At 45.3% G+C, this 15,991-nt stretch carries 14 protein-coding genes; 11 read left to right on the forward strand and 3 right to left on the reverse strand.

Annotated features, from left to right (window positions below; all coding sequences use genetic code 11):
• Positions 1 to 59 precede the first annotated feature (59 nt).
• The 4 genes from ispF to THEIN_RS02955 all read left to right on the forward strand — a co-directional run bounded on the left by ispF (position 60) and on the right by THEIN_RS02955 (position 3,958).
• Positions 60 to 533 carry a 2-C-methyl-D-erythritol 2,4-cyclodiphosphate synthase gene (gene ispF, locus THEIN_RS02940; RefSeq protein ID WP_013907209.1) on the forward strand — a complete coding sequence of 158 codons (474 nt, stop codon included), beginning with the start codon at positions 60 to 62 and terminating at the stop codon, positions 531 to 533.
• Positions 526 to 2,337 (forward strand): excinuclease ABC subunit UvrC, encoded by a 1,812-nt coding sequence (gene uvrC / locus THEIN_RS02945; protein WP_013907210.1) that lies wholly within the window; start codon positions 526 to 528, stop codon positions 2,335 to 2,337. The genes ispF and uvrC overlap by 8 nt, the downstream gene beginning before the upstream one ends.
• Positions 2,338 to 2,400: 63 nt before the next feature.
• Complete coding sequence (locus THEIN_RS02950) at positions 2,401 to 3,249, forward strand: transposase (protein ID WP_013907211.1); 849 nt, start codon at positions 2,401 to 2,403, stop codon at positions 3,247 to 3,249.
• Positions 3,250 to 3,316: 67 nt separating this feature from the next.
• Positions 3,317 to 3,958, forward strand: a complete 642-nt coding sequence (locus THEIN_RS02955; protein WP_013907212.1) for an FmdE family protein — start codon at positions 3,317 to 3,319, stop codon at positions 3,956 to 3,958.
• Here THEIN_RS02955 and holB read toward each other — a convergent pair.
• The 3 genes from holB to prmC are packed head-to-tail and all read right to left on the reverse strand — an operon-like array spanning position 3,866 to position 6,986.
• On the reverse strand, positions 3,866 to 4,873 hold the full coding sequence (gene holB / locus THEIN_RS02960; protein ID WP_013907213.1) for a DNA polymerase III subunit delta': 1,008 nt from the start codon (positions 4,871 to 4,873) through the stop codon (positions 3,866 to 3,868). The genes THEIN_RS02955 and holB overlap by 93 nt on opposite strands.
• Complete coding sequence (gene murA / locus THEIN_RS02965) at positions 4,861 to 6,132, reverse strand: UDP-N-acetylglucosamine 1-carboxyvinyltransferase (protein WP_013907214.1); 1,272 nt, start codon at positions 6,130 to 6,132, stop codon at positions 4,861 to 4,863. Before murA ends, holB begins: the two co-directional genes overlap by 13 nt.
• A gap of 8 nt (positions 6,133 to 6,140) precedes the next feature.
• Positions 6,141 to 6,986 carry a peptide chain release factor N(5)-glutamine methyltransferase gene (gene prmC, locus THEIN_RS02970; protein ID WP_052299028.1) on the reverse strand — a complete coding sequence of 282 codons (846 nt, stop codon included), beginning with the start codon at positions 6,984 to 6,986 and terminating at the stop codon, positions 6,141 to 6,143.
• A 107-nt stretch (positions 6,987 to 7,093) separates the two neighbouring features.
• On the opposite strand from prmC, the gene THEIN_RS02975 reads away from it, so the two are divergent.
• From THEIN_RS02975 to THEIN_RS12195, 7 genes are all read left to right on the forward strand, one after another.
• On the forward strand, positions 7,094 to 8,611 hold the full coding sequence (locus THEIN_RS02975) for an MBL fold metallo-hydrolase (protein WP_013907216.1): 1,518 nt from the start codon (positions 7,094 to 7,096) through the stop codon (positions 8,609 to 8,611).
• A gap of 236 nt (positions 8,612 to 8,847) precedes the next feature.
• On the forward strand, positions 8,848 to 10,647 hold the full coding sequence (gene aspS, locus THEIN_RS02980; RefSeq protein WP_013907217.1) for an aspartate--tRNA ligase: 1,800 nt from the start codon (positions 8,848 to 8,850) through the stop codon (positions 10,645 to 10,647).
• Positions 10,648 to 10,738: 91 nt separating this feature from the next.
• Positions 10,739 to 12,919, forward strand: a complete 2,181-nt coding sequence (locus tag THEIN_RS02985; RefSeq protein WP_013907218.1) for a bifunctional alpha,alpha-trehalose-phosphate synthase (UDP-forming)/trehalose-phosphatase — start codon at positions 10,739 to 10,741, stop codon at positions 12,917 to 12,919.
• A gap of 1 nt (position 12,920) precedes the next feature.
• Positions 12,921 to 13,586, forward strand: coding sequence for a DUF5752 family protein (locus tag THEIN_RS02990; protein ID WP_013907219.1), 666 nt, complete (start codon positions 12,921 to 12,923; stop codon positions 13,584 to 13,586).
• On the forward strand, positions 13,579 to 14,826 hold the full coding sequence (locus tag THEIN_RS02995) for a glycosyltransferase (RefSeq protein WP_013907220.1): 1,248 nt from the start codon (positions 13,579 to 13,581) through the stop codon (positions 14,824 to 14,826). The genes THEIN_RS02990 and THEIN_RS02995 overlap by 8 nt, the downstream gene beginning before the upstream one ends.
• Positions 14,827 to 14,903: 77 nt before the next feature.
• On the forward strand, positions 14,904 to 15,599 hold the full coding sequence (locus THEIN_RS03000) for a LysE family transporter (protein ID WP_013907221.1): 696 nt from the start codon (positions 14,904 to 14,906) through the stop codon (positions 15,597 to 15,599).
• A gap of 89 nt (positions 15,600 to 15,688) precedes the next feature.
• Complete coding sequence (locus THEIN_RS12195) at positions 15,689 to 15,844, forward strand: hypothetical protein (RefSeq protein WP_169311142.1); 156 nt, start codon at positions 15,689 to 15,691, stop codon at positions 15,842 to 15,844.
• Positions 15,845 to 15,991 lie beyond the last annotated feature (147 nt).

Below are 15,991 nucleotides of genomic sequence, written 5' to 3' on the forward strand. Positions count from 1 at the left end.
AAGGACGTGCCAAAAACAGAAATTTGCCTGTCCCTAAAATTCGCTATAAATTTCTTCTCATGCGAGTTGGTTTTGGTTTTGACGTACATCGCTTCATTCCCGACCGCAAACTAATTCTTTGCGGGGTGGAGATACCTTACCATCTTGGATTACTTGGCCACTCTGACGCCGATGTAGCTACTCATGCTTTAATAGACGCCCTTTTGGGAGCTGCTGGCCTTGGCGATATTGGCGAGCACTTCCCTGACAGTGACGAAAAATACCGAGATGTTTCAAGTCTTATACTTCTAAAAAAAACAATTGAACTGATTCACAATAATGGTTTTAAATTTGTTAACGCTGATCTTACCATTGTGACCGAAAAACCTAAGATTAGCCCGTATCGTAGAGTTATGAAGGAAAAGCTTGCTGAGATCATCGGTTGCTCACCAAAAGTTATAAATATTAAAGGAAAGACCACAGAAAAGCTGGGCTTTACCGGCCGAGGTGAAGGTATTGCTGCCTACGCGGTAGCCCTCATCACCCATGATTGACCAGGAATTAATCAAAAAAAAGGCCCCTACGGCGCCAGGAGTTTATTTATTCAAGACTTCCAAGGGCGAAGTACTTTACGTCGGCAAGGCCAAAAATCTCAGGAAGCGTCTGCAAAGTTATCTGCGCCCTGACCAGCCTTATAAAACTCGTGTTCTCCTCGCCAAAGCCGAAAAGTTAGAAACTATTGTTACCCGCAGTGAAAAAGAAGCCCTGGTCCTTGAGGCCAATCTAATAAAAAAGCACCGGCCGCGTTATAACGTCATTTTGCGCGATGACAAGGCTTATCCTTTACTTCGCCTGTCCCTAAAAGATGAATTCCCCCGTCTTAGCGTAGTAAGGAGGCGCCGCAAAGATAAGGCTCTTTACTTTGGGCCGTATCCCTCGGCAGGAGCAGTGAGGCAGACTCTAAAATTTCTTTCACGTTTTTTCCCTTTAAGGCGTTGTTCAAACGCCGAGTTCAGACGCCGAGAGCGTCCCTGCCTTTACCATCAAATTGGCCGCTGCTCGGCTCCCTGTGTGGGGCTAATTACTCCTGAAGAGTACAAAAAAATAGTAGATGGGGCTGTTGCCTTTTTAAAGGGCAAGGCTAAAGAGCTTTTGAAAAGCCTTTATCAAGAGATGGAAGAAGCGGCGGAAAATCTTGAATTTGAAAAAGCAGCCGCCTTACGAGACCGCATTTTTGCTATTGAGCGCACGCTAGAAGCTCAAGCGGTGAATCTCCCCAGGGAGGAAGACCTTGACGTTTTTGCCCTGGCCTCTCAGGGAGATAAAGTTTCAGGCGCGGTTCTTTTTGTCCGCTCAGGAGCCTTGCTTGGCAAGAAGACCTTCAACTTGAGTCGAGTAAGTAATGAAAATGATGAACTTTATAGCTCTTTAGTTCAGCAATTTTACGATGAGGGTAAATATATCCCCCATGAAATTTTATTGCCCTGTGAGCCGAGTGATCGAGAATTGCTAGAAGAATGGCTAAGTGAAATAGCAGAACACAAGGTGGTTATCAAAGTGCCCAAACGCGGGGCCAAAAAAGAACTTCTGGATATGGCCAGGCAAAATGCCAAAGAGGCTTTGGCCGCACGTCTGGCTGGCGAGCGCCCTTACGAAGAACTTGCCGAAAAACTTGCCATTATTTTACGTTTTAAAAAGATCCCTTTGCGGGTAGAAGGAGTGGACATTTCAAATATCCAGGGGCAACTTCCCGTAGGCGTGGTGGTGTCTTTTTGGGAGGGACAAGAAGATAAAAGCCGATATCGCCGCTATCACATAAAAAGCATAGAAGGCCCTGATGACTACGCTATGATTTACGAGACGGTGTTAAGGCACTTAAATAGAAGACTTTCCGAAAATGATCTTCCTGACCTCATTTTAATAGATGGCGGGAAAGGTCAGCTACAGGCGGCCTTGGCAGCTGCCGAAGAGATGGGCTTATTAAAGGAAATAGACTTTTGTGCCTTAGCTAAGGAAAGAGACAAAGAAGGCGAAAAAATTTATCTTCCTAACCGTAAAAACCCGTTAAAACTGGCGCGCCATACAGAAGTTTTACGCTTTCTCCAAAGAGTAAGAGATGAAGCCCATCGTTTTGCTTTAAGTTCCCATCAAAAAAGGCGTAAAAAAGCAACTTTTGAGTCTCTTCTTGACCAGATACCAGGCGTTGGCCCTAAACGTAAGAAGAGACTTCTCAAGCACTTCGGAAGTATTGAAAAAATAAAGTCAGCAAATATTGAGGAAATCACCAGTCTCCCCGGTTTTAACCGCAGAGTAGCCTGGGAAATAAAGAAAATTTTAGGGACAGGCGAAAAAATTTGAGCTCCGTCCAAAGATTTCCGATAAGAGGGACAGGCGAAAAATTTTTTCAGGAGGTTTTGCTTTATGCCAAGAATCCCTCGTTTGCTAACCAACCATCCCAAAGCCGCTTATCACGTCATTTCTCGTACGGCTTTACCCGGCCACAACGTGCTCGGCCCTGAAGAAAAAGAACACCTACTCAATCTCATTAGCTGGCTCTCTCAGGTATACTTCGTAGAAGTCTATGGCTTTGCTATCATGGGTAACCACTTCCATCTCCTCTGCCGCATGCTTCCCGAAGACAAATTCTCTGACGAGGAAGTAGCTCGCCGCATAAAGCTCTATTACCGGGGCAAGCGCAAAGTCTTTATCTACAAAGAACTTCTTGCCAAATGGCGCGAGCGCTTAGCTAGCCTCTCCCGCTATGTCCAGGACATCAAGCAAAGATTCTCCCGCTGGTATAACAAACGCGTTGACCGCAAAGGCTACTTCTGGGCTGACAGGTTTAAGTCCGTAATCATTGAAACTGGAGAGGCCTTGCTTAATTGCCTGGCCTACATTGAACTGAACCCGGTGCGGGCAGGGATTGTAGAAAAGCCGGAAGACTACCGCTGGTGCTCGCTAGGATACCGAGCAAGATTAGGGACAGGCAAAAATTTTCTCTCGCTTGACCTAGGCCTTCCTTCTTATGCCGACAAATCCGAACAAGAGAAACTCAGACTCTACCGAGAGTTCGTCTATGGTAAAGGCGGCATTGGTGAGCCTGAAAAATTAACTAAAACCAAAGAATTCGTATATCGGACACGTTATTTTTCTGAAAGTCTCGTAATTGGTTCAAAGCGTTTCCTAGAGGAAACCGGCAAAGAAATAAAAAAGTTCTTTTCTAAAAAACAGCAAAAGCTTATTCCTGATAGAGGAATACTCATATTGTGAGCAAAATTTGATTTGGCAAAAACAAAAGAGCTTGTTAAGCTACTTTAAAACTCTTTAAAGCCAAACTATGAACATTTTTGAAGTCCCTTTTGAAGAAATTTTGGCTGAGTCCGTCAAAACGCATGGGCACTTATGCGCAGGCCAAGTCATAGGAGTTAGAATGGCCTTACTGGGGCTTCGCCTAATCGGCATAAAAGACCCCAAAGGCGCTGACCGCAAGAAATTTCTTGTTTTCGTTGAGATTGACCGCTGTGCCACCGACGCCATACAATCTGTTACCGGGGCAAGCCTTGGTAAGCGTTCTTTAAAATTCTTAGACTACGGCATAATGGCCGCTACTTTTCTAAACCTTGAAACCAAAGAGGCCTATCGCATCATCGCCCGCGAAGAGGCTCGCGAGCTTTCCAAAAACTATTTTCCAGAAATACCCGACAAATATCGCCGCCAGCTTGAGGCTTACAGAGTTATGCCCGAAGAAGAACTTTTTGACATTCAAAAAGTAGAAGTGGAATTGTCTGACTTTGACTTACCTGGGAGGCCACTTAAGCGGGTTCAGTGTGAAGCCTGCGGGGTATGGGTGCAAGACGGCCGCGAGGTTCTGAAAGACGGCCGGGTTTTATGCCGCCCCTGTGCTCATGGAAGCTACTTCCGCCTGGCTGGTTTCACGCCAGAGCTTGGAAAGATTGGTCAAAAGCTCAAGAAGAAATAACTCCTGGTTAAGATTCATCTGCAGGGCCAAAAAAGCCTTTTCTATTTTTTCAAGGGCGGGAATTATGAAATCCCTTGGCGGCTTTTCAGGGAAAAGAGCTGGAAATTCATCTAGACCAAGCTCATTTACCAGCGCCTGCCTGAGCCATACCAAGACAAGCTCCCAAAAAAGGGGTAAGTCCTCTCCTAGTTTGGGCAATACTTCGGCCACCGAAACTATTAGATGAGGCTTACCGGTAGCTATAGCCTTTACCAGGCGAGCGAGTTCTTCAAGATAGCCTTTTTCCGCCAAACGCAAAGCACGTGCCACGCTTCCTTCCGCCAGTATAGCGAGGCCTTCTGCTTCTTCAGAAGTTATACCTAATCTCTTAACCAACAGTTCTTTTAAAGTATCCTTGGGAATGGGTCTAAACCTTAGCACCTGACAACGGGAAACAATGGTGGGCAAAAGTCCTTCGGTGCTTTTGGCAATTAAAACAAAAAGGGTATAGGCTGGCGGTTCTTCAAGAGACTTAAGAAGGGCATTGGCGGCTTCGCGGGTCATAGCCTCTGCATCGGTAAAAAGAATGAATCGCCTTTCGGCCTCAAGGGGTCTGAAATAAAGTTTGGCTTCAAGTTCTCTTATCTGTTCAATTTTTATACTTTTACCCTGGGGCTGAATAATCTCTACGTCAGGGTGATTACCTCGCTCAAACTTTTTACAGGGGACGCATTCACCGCAGCCACTTTGCTTAACACATAAGAGGCGCCTAAAAAGAGAAAGAGCCGTAGTCTCCCGCCCCACGCCCTCTGGGCCGAGAAAAAGATAAGCGTGCGGCAGGCGGTTTTCCTCTTGAGCCTGTTTTAGAATGGCCAGAGCTTTTTCCTGGCCTTTTATTTCTGAAAAAGAAAGAATCTTTGCCTCTAAAGCTGACATGGACCTTCCCAGATCTTGGCCCCAATTTTAGAAAATTTCTCACAAAGGGCTTCGTAGCCCCTTTTTAGGTGATAGATATCACTTATCTGAGTTATACCTTCGGCTCCAAGCCCTGCTAGAACTAGCGAGGCACTGGCCCTTAAATCCGTAGCTTTAACTGGAGCGGCCTGAAGCCTTTTAACCCCGTTAACTACGGCTACGCGGCCTTCCACAGTAATGTCTGCCCCAAGCCTTCTTAATTCGTCCACATGGAGGAAACGGTCTTCAAAAATGGTCTCCACAATTACCGAAGTTCCTTTTACCGTACTCAAAGCCGCCATTATCTGGGCTTGAAGGTCAGTAGGGAAACCGGGATAAGGGGCGGTTCTTATTTTTAAAGGCTTTAATTTTTTGCTCCGCCTGGAAAGAATCTCTTTTTCTCCTACTTCTAGCTTGAGTCCCATTTCTTTTAGCACGGCTAAGACTGACTCAAGATGATCAGGCCTTACATTTTTTACTAAAACTTCTCCTCCAGAAATAGCCGGGGCTATAAGATAAGTGCCAGCTTCAATGCGATCCGGAATAATCTCTATTTCGGCGGGATTCAGCTCTTTTACGCCGTAAACGGTGATAGTTTCTGAACCATGACCTGAAATTTTGGCTCCCATGGAACAAAGCATGTCTCCCAGAAAAACGACTTCGGGCTCTTTAGCGGCGTTTCTGATTATGGTTTTACCGCGGGCAAGAGTAGCGGCCATCATAAGGTTTTCCGTGGCGGTAACCGAGGGAAAGTCAAGATTGATTTCAGCTCCGTAAAGCCCGCGTTTGGGAGCTTTGGCCACTATGTCTCCGTGTTCGCTACTTATCTTGGCGCCCATAGCTTCCAGGCCTTTTAGGTGCAGGTCAATAGGCCTCTTCCCTATAGGGCAGCCACCTGGAAGGGCTACCCTGGCCTTACCAGCTCTGGCTACTAGAGGGCCTAACACCAACACCGAAGCCCTCATGCGGTTTACAATCTCGTAGGGAGCTAAAGTATCTTCAGCCTGTGAGGTATCTACAAAAAGACTGCGGCCGTTCATTTGGTATCTGGCCCCAAGGAGAGCGAGGAGTTCAAGCATGGTATTTACATCTAGAAGGTCTGGAACATTTGAAAACTTATATTCTCCAAGGGCTAAAAGGGTAGCGGCGAGAGCCGGCAACGCAGCGTTTTTTGCGCCACTTATCTCTACTTCTCCAGAAAGACGGTACCCGCCTTCTACGAAAATACAAATTTCTGACATGACTCTCCTCAGGGAAGTTTTTGGACCACAAGCACCCTTTCGTATCCCAGTAAATCTTTTACAAAATCATAACGGTAACCTGCTTTTTTGGCGAGGGCAGCCACATCTTCTTTTTGCCGATAGCCTATTTCAAGGAGAACATATCCTCCTGGCAAAAGGTATTTGGAGGCTTCCCAAAGGGTTTTAGCAATAAAATTAAGACCCTTTGGCCCTGCTAAAAGAGCCTCCAAGGGCTCGTGTTCTCTTACGCTTTTTTCAAGAGAAGAAAATTCTTCTTCGGAAATGTACGGAGGATTACTTACTATAAGAGAAAATACTTGCTTCTCTTTTAAAGGCGCAAGCCAGTTTCCCTGGACAAAGAAAACCCTATTTTCAAGATGATAGCGCTCTCTGTTAACCAAGGCGTACTTTAAAGCCCGAGAGCTATATTCAACACCGAAGACTTTTACATCCCGTTTTTCAAGGGCAAGAGAGAGAGAAATACAACCTGAACCTACACCCAGCTCAAGGACACCCGCGCCAGGCGAGATGAATTCAAGCGCGGTTTCAACAAGAATTTCAGTTTCCGGGCGAGGTATTAAAACCCCAGGCCCTACTTTAAAAGATCGGCCGTAAAACTCCGCCTCACCAAGCAGATAGGCCGTAGGGACTCCATCTCCACGCCGCTTGATAAGTTCAAAAAATCGTGAAGCGACTGCTGGCGAAATTTCCTGAACAGTAAAAATATCAAGGGGCCGTTTTTTGAGTAAGAAAGAAAGAATAAACCTGGCCTCAAAGGCTGCTTCTTCTTGAGTAAAACCTTTGGCAACCAGCAACTTTTGCGCTTCTTCAAGAACATCTTTCACGTAAGGCATTTTGTTAAGCTTAACATTTGGGGACAGGCGAAACAATTTAAACAATTTTGCCTGTCCCTAAATCAGACTAGTTTATTTATTTTGAAAAATTATTTAAAATCATTTGCATGAATAAAAAATTTTATTTTGTTGCTCGCATGCCAGATGAGCCTGGTGCTCTACATCGAGCGGCTGAAGTTGTAAGAAGGTATCAAGGAAACATTAATCGCATACATTATGACCGCCGCATAGACCCTAACACCGTCTTTTTTGAGATCACCCTTAAAAGCGAAGAAGATTATCAGCTTGTACGTCAGGAATTACAACGTTTGGGATATCTTCAGGAATCAATAGCTCCTCTTAAGTTTTTGAAATTTAATGTGTATTTACCTCATCGCCCTGGCGCTTTATTTGAATTTTTAAACTATGTAACCGAGGCCCAAGCCAATATCGCTTTTCTTGATTTTGATGAAAAAGGTCCTCATCCTGATCGCCTTACCGTTAGCCTAACCGTAGAGGGTAGTACTTTAATTGATAAGCTTCTAAATAATCTTAAGTCTCGTTATCGCTTGGAAATATTGGAATACGACACATGGGAAGATAATCTCGATAATACCGTTTTTTACCTAAAATTTGCCCAAAAATTAAGAAATTTAATAGATCACGCTGAAGACGAGTTCTTGCTGAGGCTCCTTAACGATATCAACCACATTGTCCAGGAGCTCACCAATCTCAATCAAGACCCTAAAGAGGTGTTCGCCGCTATTTTGGCCACAGGCCAAAAAATAAAGGAAAATACTGGGACATCTTTTTATGCTGATGTCCAACAAATAGAAGTAACGCAAGATGTGCAACTGTTCTCTTTTCAGCCCCCTTGTGGAGGAAACATTTTCGTACTCAAAGCTCCACATGAAATGGTTATGATTGACACTGGTTTTGGCATATACCATGAAGACGTACTTAAAATGCTTCAACACTATGGCCTGGGAGATTTGACTCAGCTTTCAAGAATATATATTACCCACGCCGATGCCGATCACGCCGGGGCAGCAGGATTTTTTGATTCTATCACTTATTTACATGAAGGAACCTGGGAAATAATCCAAAAAGCCAACCGAGCCTATGGCTCACGGGTAGAGGGCTCGATTCTTGAAGAAGTTTATACCAAACTTATAAATCTTTTTTCCCGTTTCACCCCTCCTCTCCCTGAAAAAATAAAAATTTTTCCTAAAAAAGTTTTAGGGCTTAGAAACATATTTCCGATAATTCATCGTTTTAAAGTTGGGTCTTTAGAAATAGAAGTACTTGAAAGTTTGGGAGGCCATCTTTATGGCCAGGTCTTTTTCTATTCCCCTGTAAGCGGACTACTTTTTACTGGTGATAGCCTTCTTAACGTTGCAAGTTTTACCCCTGAAAGAAAAGAGTTTGTTCGTTTGGCCAAGATACTTATGACCTCGGTAAATGTAGATCGCGAAAAGGCCATTCGTGAAAGAGAAGCCCTGATAGCTTTGGCCAAAGAAACAGATGAGACATTGAAACCCTTGGGCAGACGTTGCCTTGTATGTGGTGGTCACGGAGCAGTCTCTGTATTTGAAGGGGAAGAGCTTAAAACTTACGGTCCTGTAGAAACTTACCATCCAGCTTGATCTATTTCTAAACCTCTAACCCTCTATCTAACCCCACCTCTAACCCTAACCCCGCCGCTTAAGCGGGAATTTTTGTAAACCTATTGCTATTTTCCTTATTTTGGACTTCGGGAGGATAAGCTTGGGGACAGGCGAAATTTTTTCGCCTGTCCCCAAAACTAAAAAAGACTTGTCTTATCCCGTTTAAAGGGCTAAAGGTTTAGGCCAAACAAGTTTTGTTTGAGAGGGAGGAAATTATGCTTGATCTTTTAGGCCAGTGGAAACGCACGCATCACTGCGGGGAGCTCCGCAGTGCACACATAGGAGAAGAAGTAACCCTTATGGGCTGGGTGCTCCGCCGGAGGGACCACGGCGGTGTCATCTTCATCGACTTGCGTGACCGTGAAGGTATAACCCAGGTAGTTTTTGAACCGGAAATCAATCCCGAAGTCCACGAACACGCCCACAAGTTGCGAGCCGAGTACTGCATCGCTATAAAAGGCAAGGTACGTCGTCGCCCCGAAGGCATGGAAAACCCCAAAATCCCTACTGGTGAAATAGAAGTAGCGGCCCATGATCTACGCATCTTGAATACCTCAAAAACGCCTCCTTTTCCCCTTGACGAAGATGTGGAAGTCTCTGAGGCCTTGCGCCTTAAGTATCGCTATCTTGACATGCGCCGTCCGGCCCTCATGGAGGCCCTGCGTTTCAGGCACAAAGTGGCCCAAGTAGCCAGAAGATTCCTTGACGAACACGGCTTTATTGAAATAGAAACACCTTTTCTTACCAAAAGCACGCCTGAAGGGGCAAGAGACTATCTTGTGCCCAGCCGGCTTTATCCAGGCAAATTTTACGCCCTTCCCCAGTCACCCCAGCTTTTTAAGCAAATTCTTATGGTGGCGGGCTTTGACCGCTATTATCAAATTGTTCGCTGTTTCCGTGACGAAGACCTGCGGGCAGACCGTCAACCTGAATTTACCCAGCTTGACCTGGAAATGTCTTTCATCACTGAAGAAGACATTATGACCATTTTAGAGGAACTGGTAGCCAGGGTCTTTAAAGAAACATTGGGCGTAGAGATTGAAAGGCCTTTTCCCGTATTCTCCTATAGCGAAGTCATGGAAAAATACGGAACCGACCGTCCAGATCTTCGTTTTGGCCTTGAACTTGTGCCCTTAACCCAGATATTTAAAGACACGCGGTTTAAAGTATTTGCTCAGGTGGTCCAGAAGGGTGGCATTATAAAAGGCCTCGTAGCCCCGGCTGACTTTTCCCGCAAAGAACTTGATGACCTCACCGCCTTTGCCAACGAGCGCGGTGCCAAAGGCCTTGCCTGGATAAAGGTGCGTGAAGGCGGAAAGCTCCAGTCTCCCATTACTAAGTTCTTCAGCGAAGAAGAAATAAAAGGCCTACTTGATGCCCTAAAACCCGCAGAAGGAAGCACCATATTTTTTGTAGCTGACCAACCCAATGTAGTGAACGAAGTTTTAGCCGATTTGCGCGTGGAGCTTGCCAATCGCTTAGGTCTTATCCCTGAAAATGTGTTTAAGCTTTGCTGGGTGGTAGATTTTCCCCTGGTGGAATGGGACGAAGAAGAAGGCCGCTTCGTAGCCATGCATCATCCCTTTACCTCTCCTAAAGAAGAAGACTTGCCCCTTCTTGAAGAGAAGCCCGAGGCTGTGCGCTCAAGGGCTTATGACCTAGTACTAAACGGCATTGAAATTGGCGGTGGAAGTATTCGTATCCACCGGCCGGATATCCAGCAAAGGGTCTTTAATCTTTTAAAGATTACCCCCGAAGAGGCCCAGGAAAAGTTCGGCTTTTTACTTGAAGCCTTAGAATACGGAGCACCGCCTCACGGTGGTTTTGCCTTTGGGTTTGATCGCCTGGTTATGCTTATGCTCGGACGCAAAAGCATAAGAGACGTCATCGCCTTTCCCAAAACCCAGAGGGCCCAGTGCTTGCTAACCGGTGCCCCAGCTCCAGTATCTATGACCCAGTTAACGGAGTTACATTTGCTGCCAGGATGGGACCTGGAGAAAGAAAAAAAGGATTAAACCCACTTTTTAGCCTGTAATTTGCCGTTTTTTGCTTAAAAGCTGACGGGCCGGCCTTGGCAAAAAGAAAAGTCCCTCGTAGTATTAACCCATGGCCGGCCGCATGATAATTGTCTCTAATCGTCTGCCTGTAACTGTTACCAAGCGTGAAGGCAAGTTTTTCTTTAATCCCAGTGCCGGAGGGCTGGCCACCGGGCTTGGTTCTTTTTATCGCGAAACCGGTGGCGTATGGCTTGGTTGGCCTGGTATCTCCCTTGAGTCCGCCCGTGGCCACGAAGAAGATATCATCACCAAACTTGGAGAACTTTCCTGTAAGCCTGTTTTTCTTTCTAAGCGCTTGATTGAAAAATATTACTACGGCTTTTCCAATAAAACTCTCTGGCCTTTGTTTCATTACTTTTTGCAATATGCGGTTTTTGACCAGAAATTCTGGGAGTCTTATCGTCGTGCCAACCGCCTGTTTTGCGAGGCAGTTCTTGAAGTAGCCGAACCTGATAGCACTATCTGGGTGCACGATTACCAGCTTCTCCTGCTTCCGCAGATGCTTAGAGAAAAACTCCCTCAGGCCACCATCGGCTTTTTTCTTCACATCCCTTTCCCTTCTTACGAAATTTTTAGGGTTCTTCCCTGGCGTGAAGAGATACTCAAAGGCCTTCTTGGGGCAGATCTTATTGGCTTTCACACTTACGACTACGTTAGGCATTTTATAAGCTCCGTGCGTCGTATCCTCGGGTTTGAACACAGCCTTGGCATTATAACCACTGAAGACAGAGTTCTGCGGGTGGATGCCTTTCCCATGGGCATTGACTACGAAAAGTTTGCCTACGCTCCAGAAAAAAAAGAAGTGCGCCAAGAGATAAAACGCATAAAACGCCGCACCGGGAACCGCAAAGTCATTCTCTCGGTAGATAGACTTGACTACACCAAAGGCATAGCTGAGCGTCTCAAGGCCTATGACCAGTTCCTTGAAAAATACCCCTCTTACAAGGAAAAAGTCGTGCTCATACTGGTGGCCGTGCCTTCGCGCACGAGGGTGGAACATTACATGTTACTAAAAAAGGAGGTTGACGAACTGATTGGCCGTATAAACGGGCGTCACGGTGCCTTTGGTTGGACGCCGGTTTGGTATCTCTATCGTTCTCTTCCCTTTCATACCTTGGCAGCCCTTTACCACATTGCCGACGTAGCTCTCGTTACCCCTTTTAGAGACGGCATGAATCTTATCGCCAAGGAATACGTAGCCACTACCTCGGCTGATCACGGTATGCTGGTGCTTTCCGAAATGGCTGGCGCGGCCTCAGAATTAGGCGAGGCCATTATTATTAACCCGTACAATTTTTCGCAGATGATAGAAGCCCTGCGTGAGGCCCTAGAAATGGCGCCAGAAGAAAAGAGCCTTCGCAATTATCTGATGAAAAATCGCCTGCGTCGCTACAACGTAAACCGCTGGGCCCACGAGTTTATGGAAAAACTCTACGAAATAAAAGAAGCACAACAGGCCTTCGTGGCCACCAACATCACCAAGGAGCTTCTCAAAGAGATTAAAGAAAATTTTGATAAGGCTGCCGAACGTATAGAATTTCTTGACTACGACGGAACACTTGTCAATTTTGCTGGAAGGCCAGAGGCCGCTCGCCCAGACGAAGATCTGCTCAATCTCTTAAGAAAACTCACGGAAATTCCGAAAAATGAAGTAGTATTAATAAGCGGACGAGACAAAGACACCCTTGAGGCCTGGTTTGGAAATATTCCTTTAAATCTCGTGGCTGAACATGGTGTCTGGATAAAAGAAGCCCGTGGCGAGTGGCAAATGATTGAGGCCATAAGCCTTGACTGGAAAGAAGCCATTAGGCCGGTTATGGAAAATTTTGCCGACATTACTCCAGGAGCCTTTATAGAAGAAAAAGACTACGCCCTTGTTTGGCACTACCGCAAGGCCGATCCAGAGCTTTCCGCCCAAAGGGCTCGCGAGCTAAAAGAAGCCCTTTTTGATATCACCCAAAACCTTGATTTGATGGTCCTTGAAGGAAACAAGGTGATAGAAGTCAAACCGGTTAACATTAACAAAGGCCGGGCGGCTAAATATTTTCTGGAAAAGAAAAACTTTGATTTTATTCTGGCCGTGGGAGATGATTGGACTGACGAAGACTTATTTGAAGTGATGCCAGAGCACGCCTACACCATAAAAGTCGGTTTTGGAGTTTCGCGGGCCAGATATCGGGCCAAAAATCCTCAAGAAGTACGCAAAATTCTTAAAACCTTGGTGACTTAACATGGCTCAAGAAGTCCTTTTTCACGTAAAAGATTGTTCGCTGGTATCTATATCGCTGGGGGTCAAGGCTTATGTTCTAGCTGAACTTTTGGACCATGTGCGTGAAGTAGAAGAAGGCTGTATTTATCACCACTTCTGGGCCAGGCAGCTTAGGCCCTCTTTTGACCATCCGGAATTTCACAATGACTTTGCCGCCTGGGTGCATCGTGAGCTTCACGATTATGTGTTGGCCGAACGTCTTAACCTGATAGCCCCGCATGAGTTTGAAAATCTGGAAGAATTACGAGAAGAGCTTATAAACGTGCTTGAAGAACGTTTTGATGAGCACGCTGACCTTCCCTGGCGCAAGGCTGACAAGCCTTTTTATTTTGTAAAAAGTCAGATAGTGGTTTTTGATACCGGGCGTCGTATTTCACATCCCAAAAAGGTGGCAGAAGTTCTACCAGGCTTTTCTCAAGGAAGTATTTTTTACCACTTCATAGATGCCCGCCGTCGTACTGAAAATGGTGTGGACGATTTTAGGGCCTGGCTTTCTGCTTTTGGAGAAGAATATGAAAAGTTGTCGGCCAAACTGGCCTCTATTGACCCTTATTTTTTCACTCTGACAGAAATTAGAGAGCAATTGCTAAACGTATTCAAAAACTTCTTTGGGGCTCAGCATGAATAACGATCTCTTAGCCAAATATGAAGCGATTGTTGGCTCTGACGTTATAGACCAGTTAAAACAAATGGCCAGCCGCTTAAAAGACGCGCGCATCCTCCATGTGAACTCCACCCGCTACGGTGGCGGAGTAGCTGAGATTTTGCGTAGCATGGTGCCTTTGATGGAAGCCCTTGGGCTTTCGGTGCGCTGGGAAGTAATTGCCGGAGATGAGCCGTTCTTTCAGGTAACCAAGTCTTTTCACAATGCCTTACAGGGCTTTCCGGTAGATTTCACGCCTGGCTCCATTGAAACTTACGAAAACAACAACCGTAAAGAGTTTGAAAAACTTGAAAAATTCCTGAAAGAAGCAGATTTTGTGGTTATTCATGATCCCCAGCCGGCTTTTCTTATAAAGCTCATGCCTGAACGTAAGAACAAGTGGGTCTGGCGTTGTCACATTGACCTGTCAAAGCCTTATCGCCCGGTGTGGCGTTACTTAAAAAACATCGTTAAAGATTACGACGCCAGCATCTTCTCCATGCCGGATTTCACCCAGCCCCTGCCCCATCCGCAGTACATCATTCCACCAAGCATTGACCCGTTAACCGAGAAAAATATGGACCTTCCCGAAGACGAAGTAAAAGCGGTTTATGACCGCTTTGGCCTTGACCCTGAAAAGCCACTTGTGCTTCAGGTCTCCCGTTACGACCGCTTTAAAGACCCGGTTGGCGTAATTCAGGCCGCTATTATGGCTATGAAGTTTATACCATTTCAGCTGGTTTACGCAGGAGGCGGAGCGGCTGACGACCCTGAAGGTGAAATTATTTACCAGGAAGTCCAGGCCTTGGCTAAAGCTCATCCAGATATTCATGTGCTTTACCTTCCGCCAGACGCCCATCGCACTATAAATGCTTTACAGCGTGCGGCTCACGTGGTGTTACAAAAGTCTATCAAAGAAGGTTTCGGTTTAACGGTTACCGAGGCCATGTGGAAATACAAACCGGTTATTGGTGGAGATACTGGCGGAATTAGACTTCAAGTGGTAAATCATCACACGGGTTTTTTGGTACACACCCCTGAAGGTACAGCCTTAAGAATTCGCTATCTTCTTTTTTATCAGGAAAAACGAAATGAAATGGGGAAGAAAGCCCACCAATTCGTAAAAGAAAACTTCCTTATAACACGGCACGTGCGCGATTATCTTTCTCTCATGCTTTCTTTTATCTCTGGAAACGGAGAAAGAATAGAACTTGAAGCTATTTAGGTTGTGAATAGTTGCAAAGTTTGACATTAGAACCCGGACGATGTAGCCTAGTTTTTTAAACACTCTTAACTGTCTTTATGGGCTCAACTACTCAAAAAGATTATAAAAAACTTTTGCTATTGACTTTTACCATCACTCCTAGTGGGGCTATAAGCCCAGGACCTCTCTCTGCATTTGCCGTGGCCATGGGAGCGTCTATAGGTATTATTGGTGGCTTTCTTATAGCCACCGGCCACTTAGTAGTAGAGCTATTATATCTCCTATTGCTTTATAAATTTTACCAAAATTTAGACAAGTTCTTGCGAAGATTCAAATTTTTATTCAATTTAATAATCACCACTTTTTTAGCCTATTTTGCCTATCTATTAGTTAAAGATGGTCTTCATATTTTCCATTATGGTTTAAACATACAAACAGCTGGCGTTGGCTCGGCAAACTATCTAAAAGCATTTTCAACAGGCATTATACTCACCGGATTAAACGTATATTTTCTTTTATGGTGGTTAAGTGTAGGAAAAATTTTACTGGAAGAATCCGCAAAAATTGGCTGGAAGGGTTTTTTAGCCATGTTTTCTGCTCATATTTCAATTGATTATATATGGCTAATGCTTCTAGCTGGTGGAGGAATAGTCTTCAAACTTATAGGCTATAAAGCTTATGCTTCTCTTCTGCTATTTTTAGGAACAACTTTAGTCTATTTTGCTATTAAGATAGCTTTAGATACGTTTTCTATTAATCTTTCTCCCAGAAAAGTTTTGGCCAAAAATAAATAATGAAACTGTAAGCTTAGATCATCGCGACCAGGTCCTTACCTCGTGAGATTGCTTCGCCCGCAATGACAGTAATGGAAAAGGAGCTCGCCGTGACAGGTAAAAAGCAACAACAAAAAATTGTCACCAACCGCCATTGGCTATCAACCAGCTACCAGTTTGTCATGCGAGGAGGCCTGTTTAAGGGGCCGACGGAGCAGTCTTTTAAACTACCATTAGCTAACTTCCATCAGCCAAGTATTCTTTAGTCTCTGTGAGCCCCTTCTCTTCTTGTCACTGCGAGCCCACTTGGGCGAAGCAGTCCCTGTCCCGAGCACAGCGAAAGGATCTCTAGGATAGAGATCGCCACGGTGACTGCGTTGCCTCGCGATGACAGAAAGGGGGCTAAACTGGAA

Origin of the sequence: Thermodesulfatator indicus DSM 15286 (genome assembly GCF_000217795.1) — a bacterium.
GTDB classification, from domain to species: Bacteria; Desulfobacterota; Thermodesulfobacteria; order Thermodesulfobacteriales; family Thermodesulfatatoraceae; genus Thermodesulfatator; species Thermodesulfatator indicus.

Coding starts and splice junctions, on each gene's coding strand:
- ispF (WP_013907209.1), top strand. CDS start 60: ATGCGAGTTGGTTTTGGTTTTGACGTACATCGCTTCATTCCCGACCGC.
- uvrC (WP_013907210.1), top strand. CDS start 526: ATGATTGACCAGGAATTAATCAAAAAAAAGGCCCCTACGGCGCCAGGA.
- THEIN_RS02950 (WP_013907211.1), top strand. CDS start 2,401: ATGCCAAGAATCCCTCGTTTGCTAACCAACCATCCCAAAGCCGCTTAT.
- THEIN_RS02955 (WP_013907212.1), top strand. CDS start 3,317: ATGAACATTTTTGAAGTCCCTTTTGAAGAAATTTTGGCTGAGTCCGTC.
- holB (WP_013907213.1), bottom strand. CDS start 4,873: ATGTCAGCTTTAGAGGCAAAGATTCTTTCTTTTTCAGAAATAAAAGGC.
- murA (WP_013907214.1), bottom strand. CDS start 6,132: ATGTCAGAAATTTGTATTTTCGTAGAAGGCGGGTACCGTCTTTCTGGA.
- prmC (WP_052299028.1), bottom strand. CDS start 6,986: ATGCCTTACGTGAAAGATGTTCTTGAAGAAGCGCAAAAGTTGCTGGTT.
- THEIN_RS02975 (WP_013907216.1), top strand. CDS start 7,094: ATGAATAAAAAATTTTATTTTGTTGCTCGCATGCCAGATGAGCCTGGT.
- aspS (WP_013907217.1), top strand. CDS start 8,848: ATGCTTGATCTTTTAGGCCAGTGGAAACGCACGCATCACTGCGGGGAG.
- THEIN_RS02985 (WP_013907218.1), top strand. CDS start 10,739: ATGGCCGGCCGCATGATAATTGTCTCTAATCGTCTGCCTGTAACTGTT.
- THEIN_RS02990 (WP_013907219.1), top strand. CDS start 12,921: ATGGCTCAAGAAGTCCTTTTTCACGTAAAAGATTGTTCGCTGGTATCT.
- THEIN_RS02995 (WP_013907220.1), top strand. CDS start 13,579: ATGAATAACGATCTCTTAGCCAAATATGAAGCGATTGTTGGCTCTGAC.
- THEIN_RS03000 (WP_013907221.1), top strand. CDS start 14,904: ATGGGCTCAACTACTCAAAAAGATTATAAAAAACTTTTGCTATTGACT.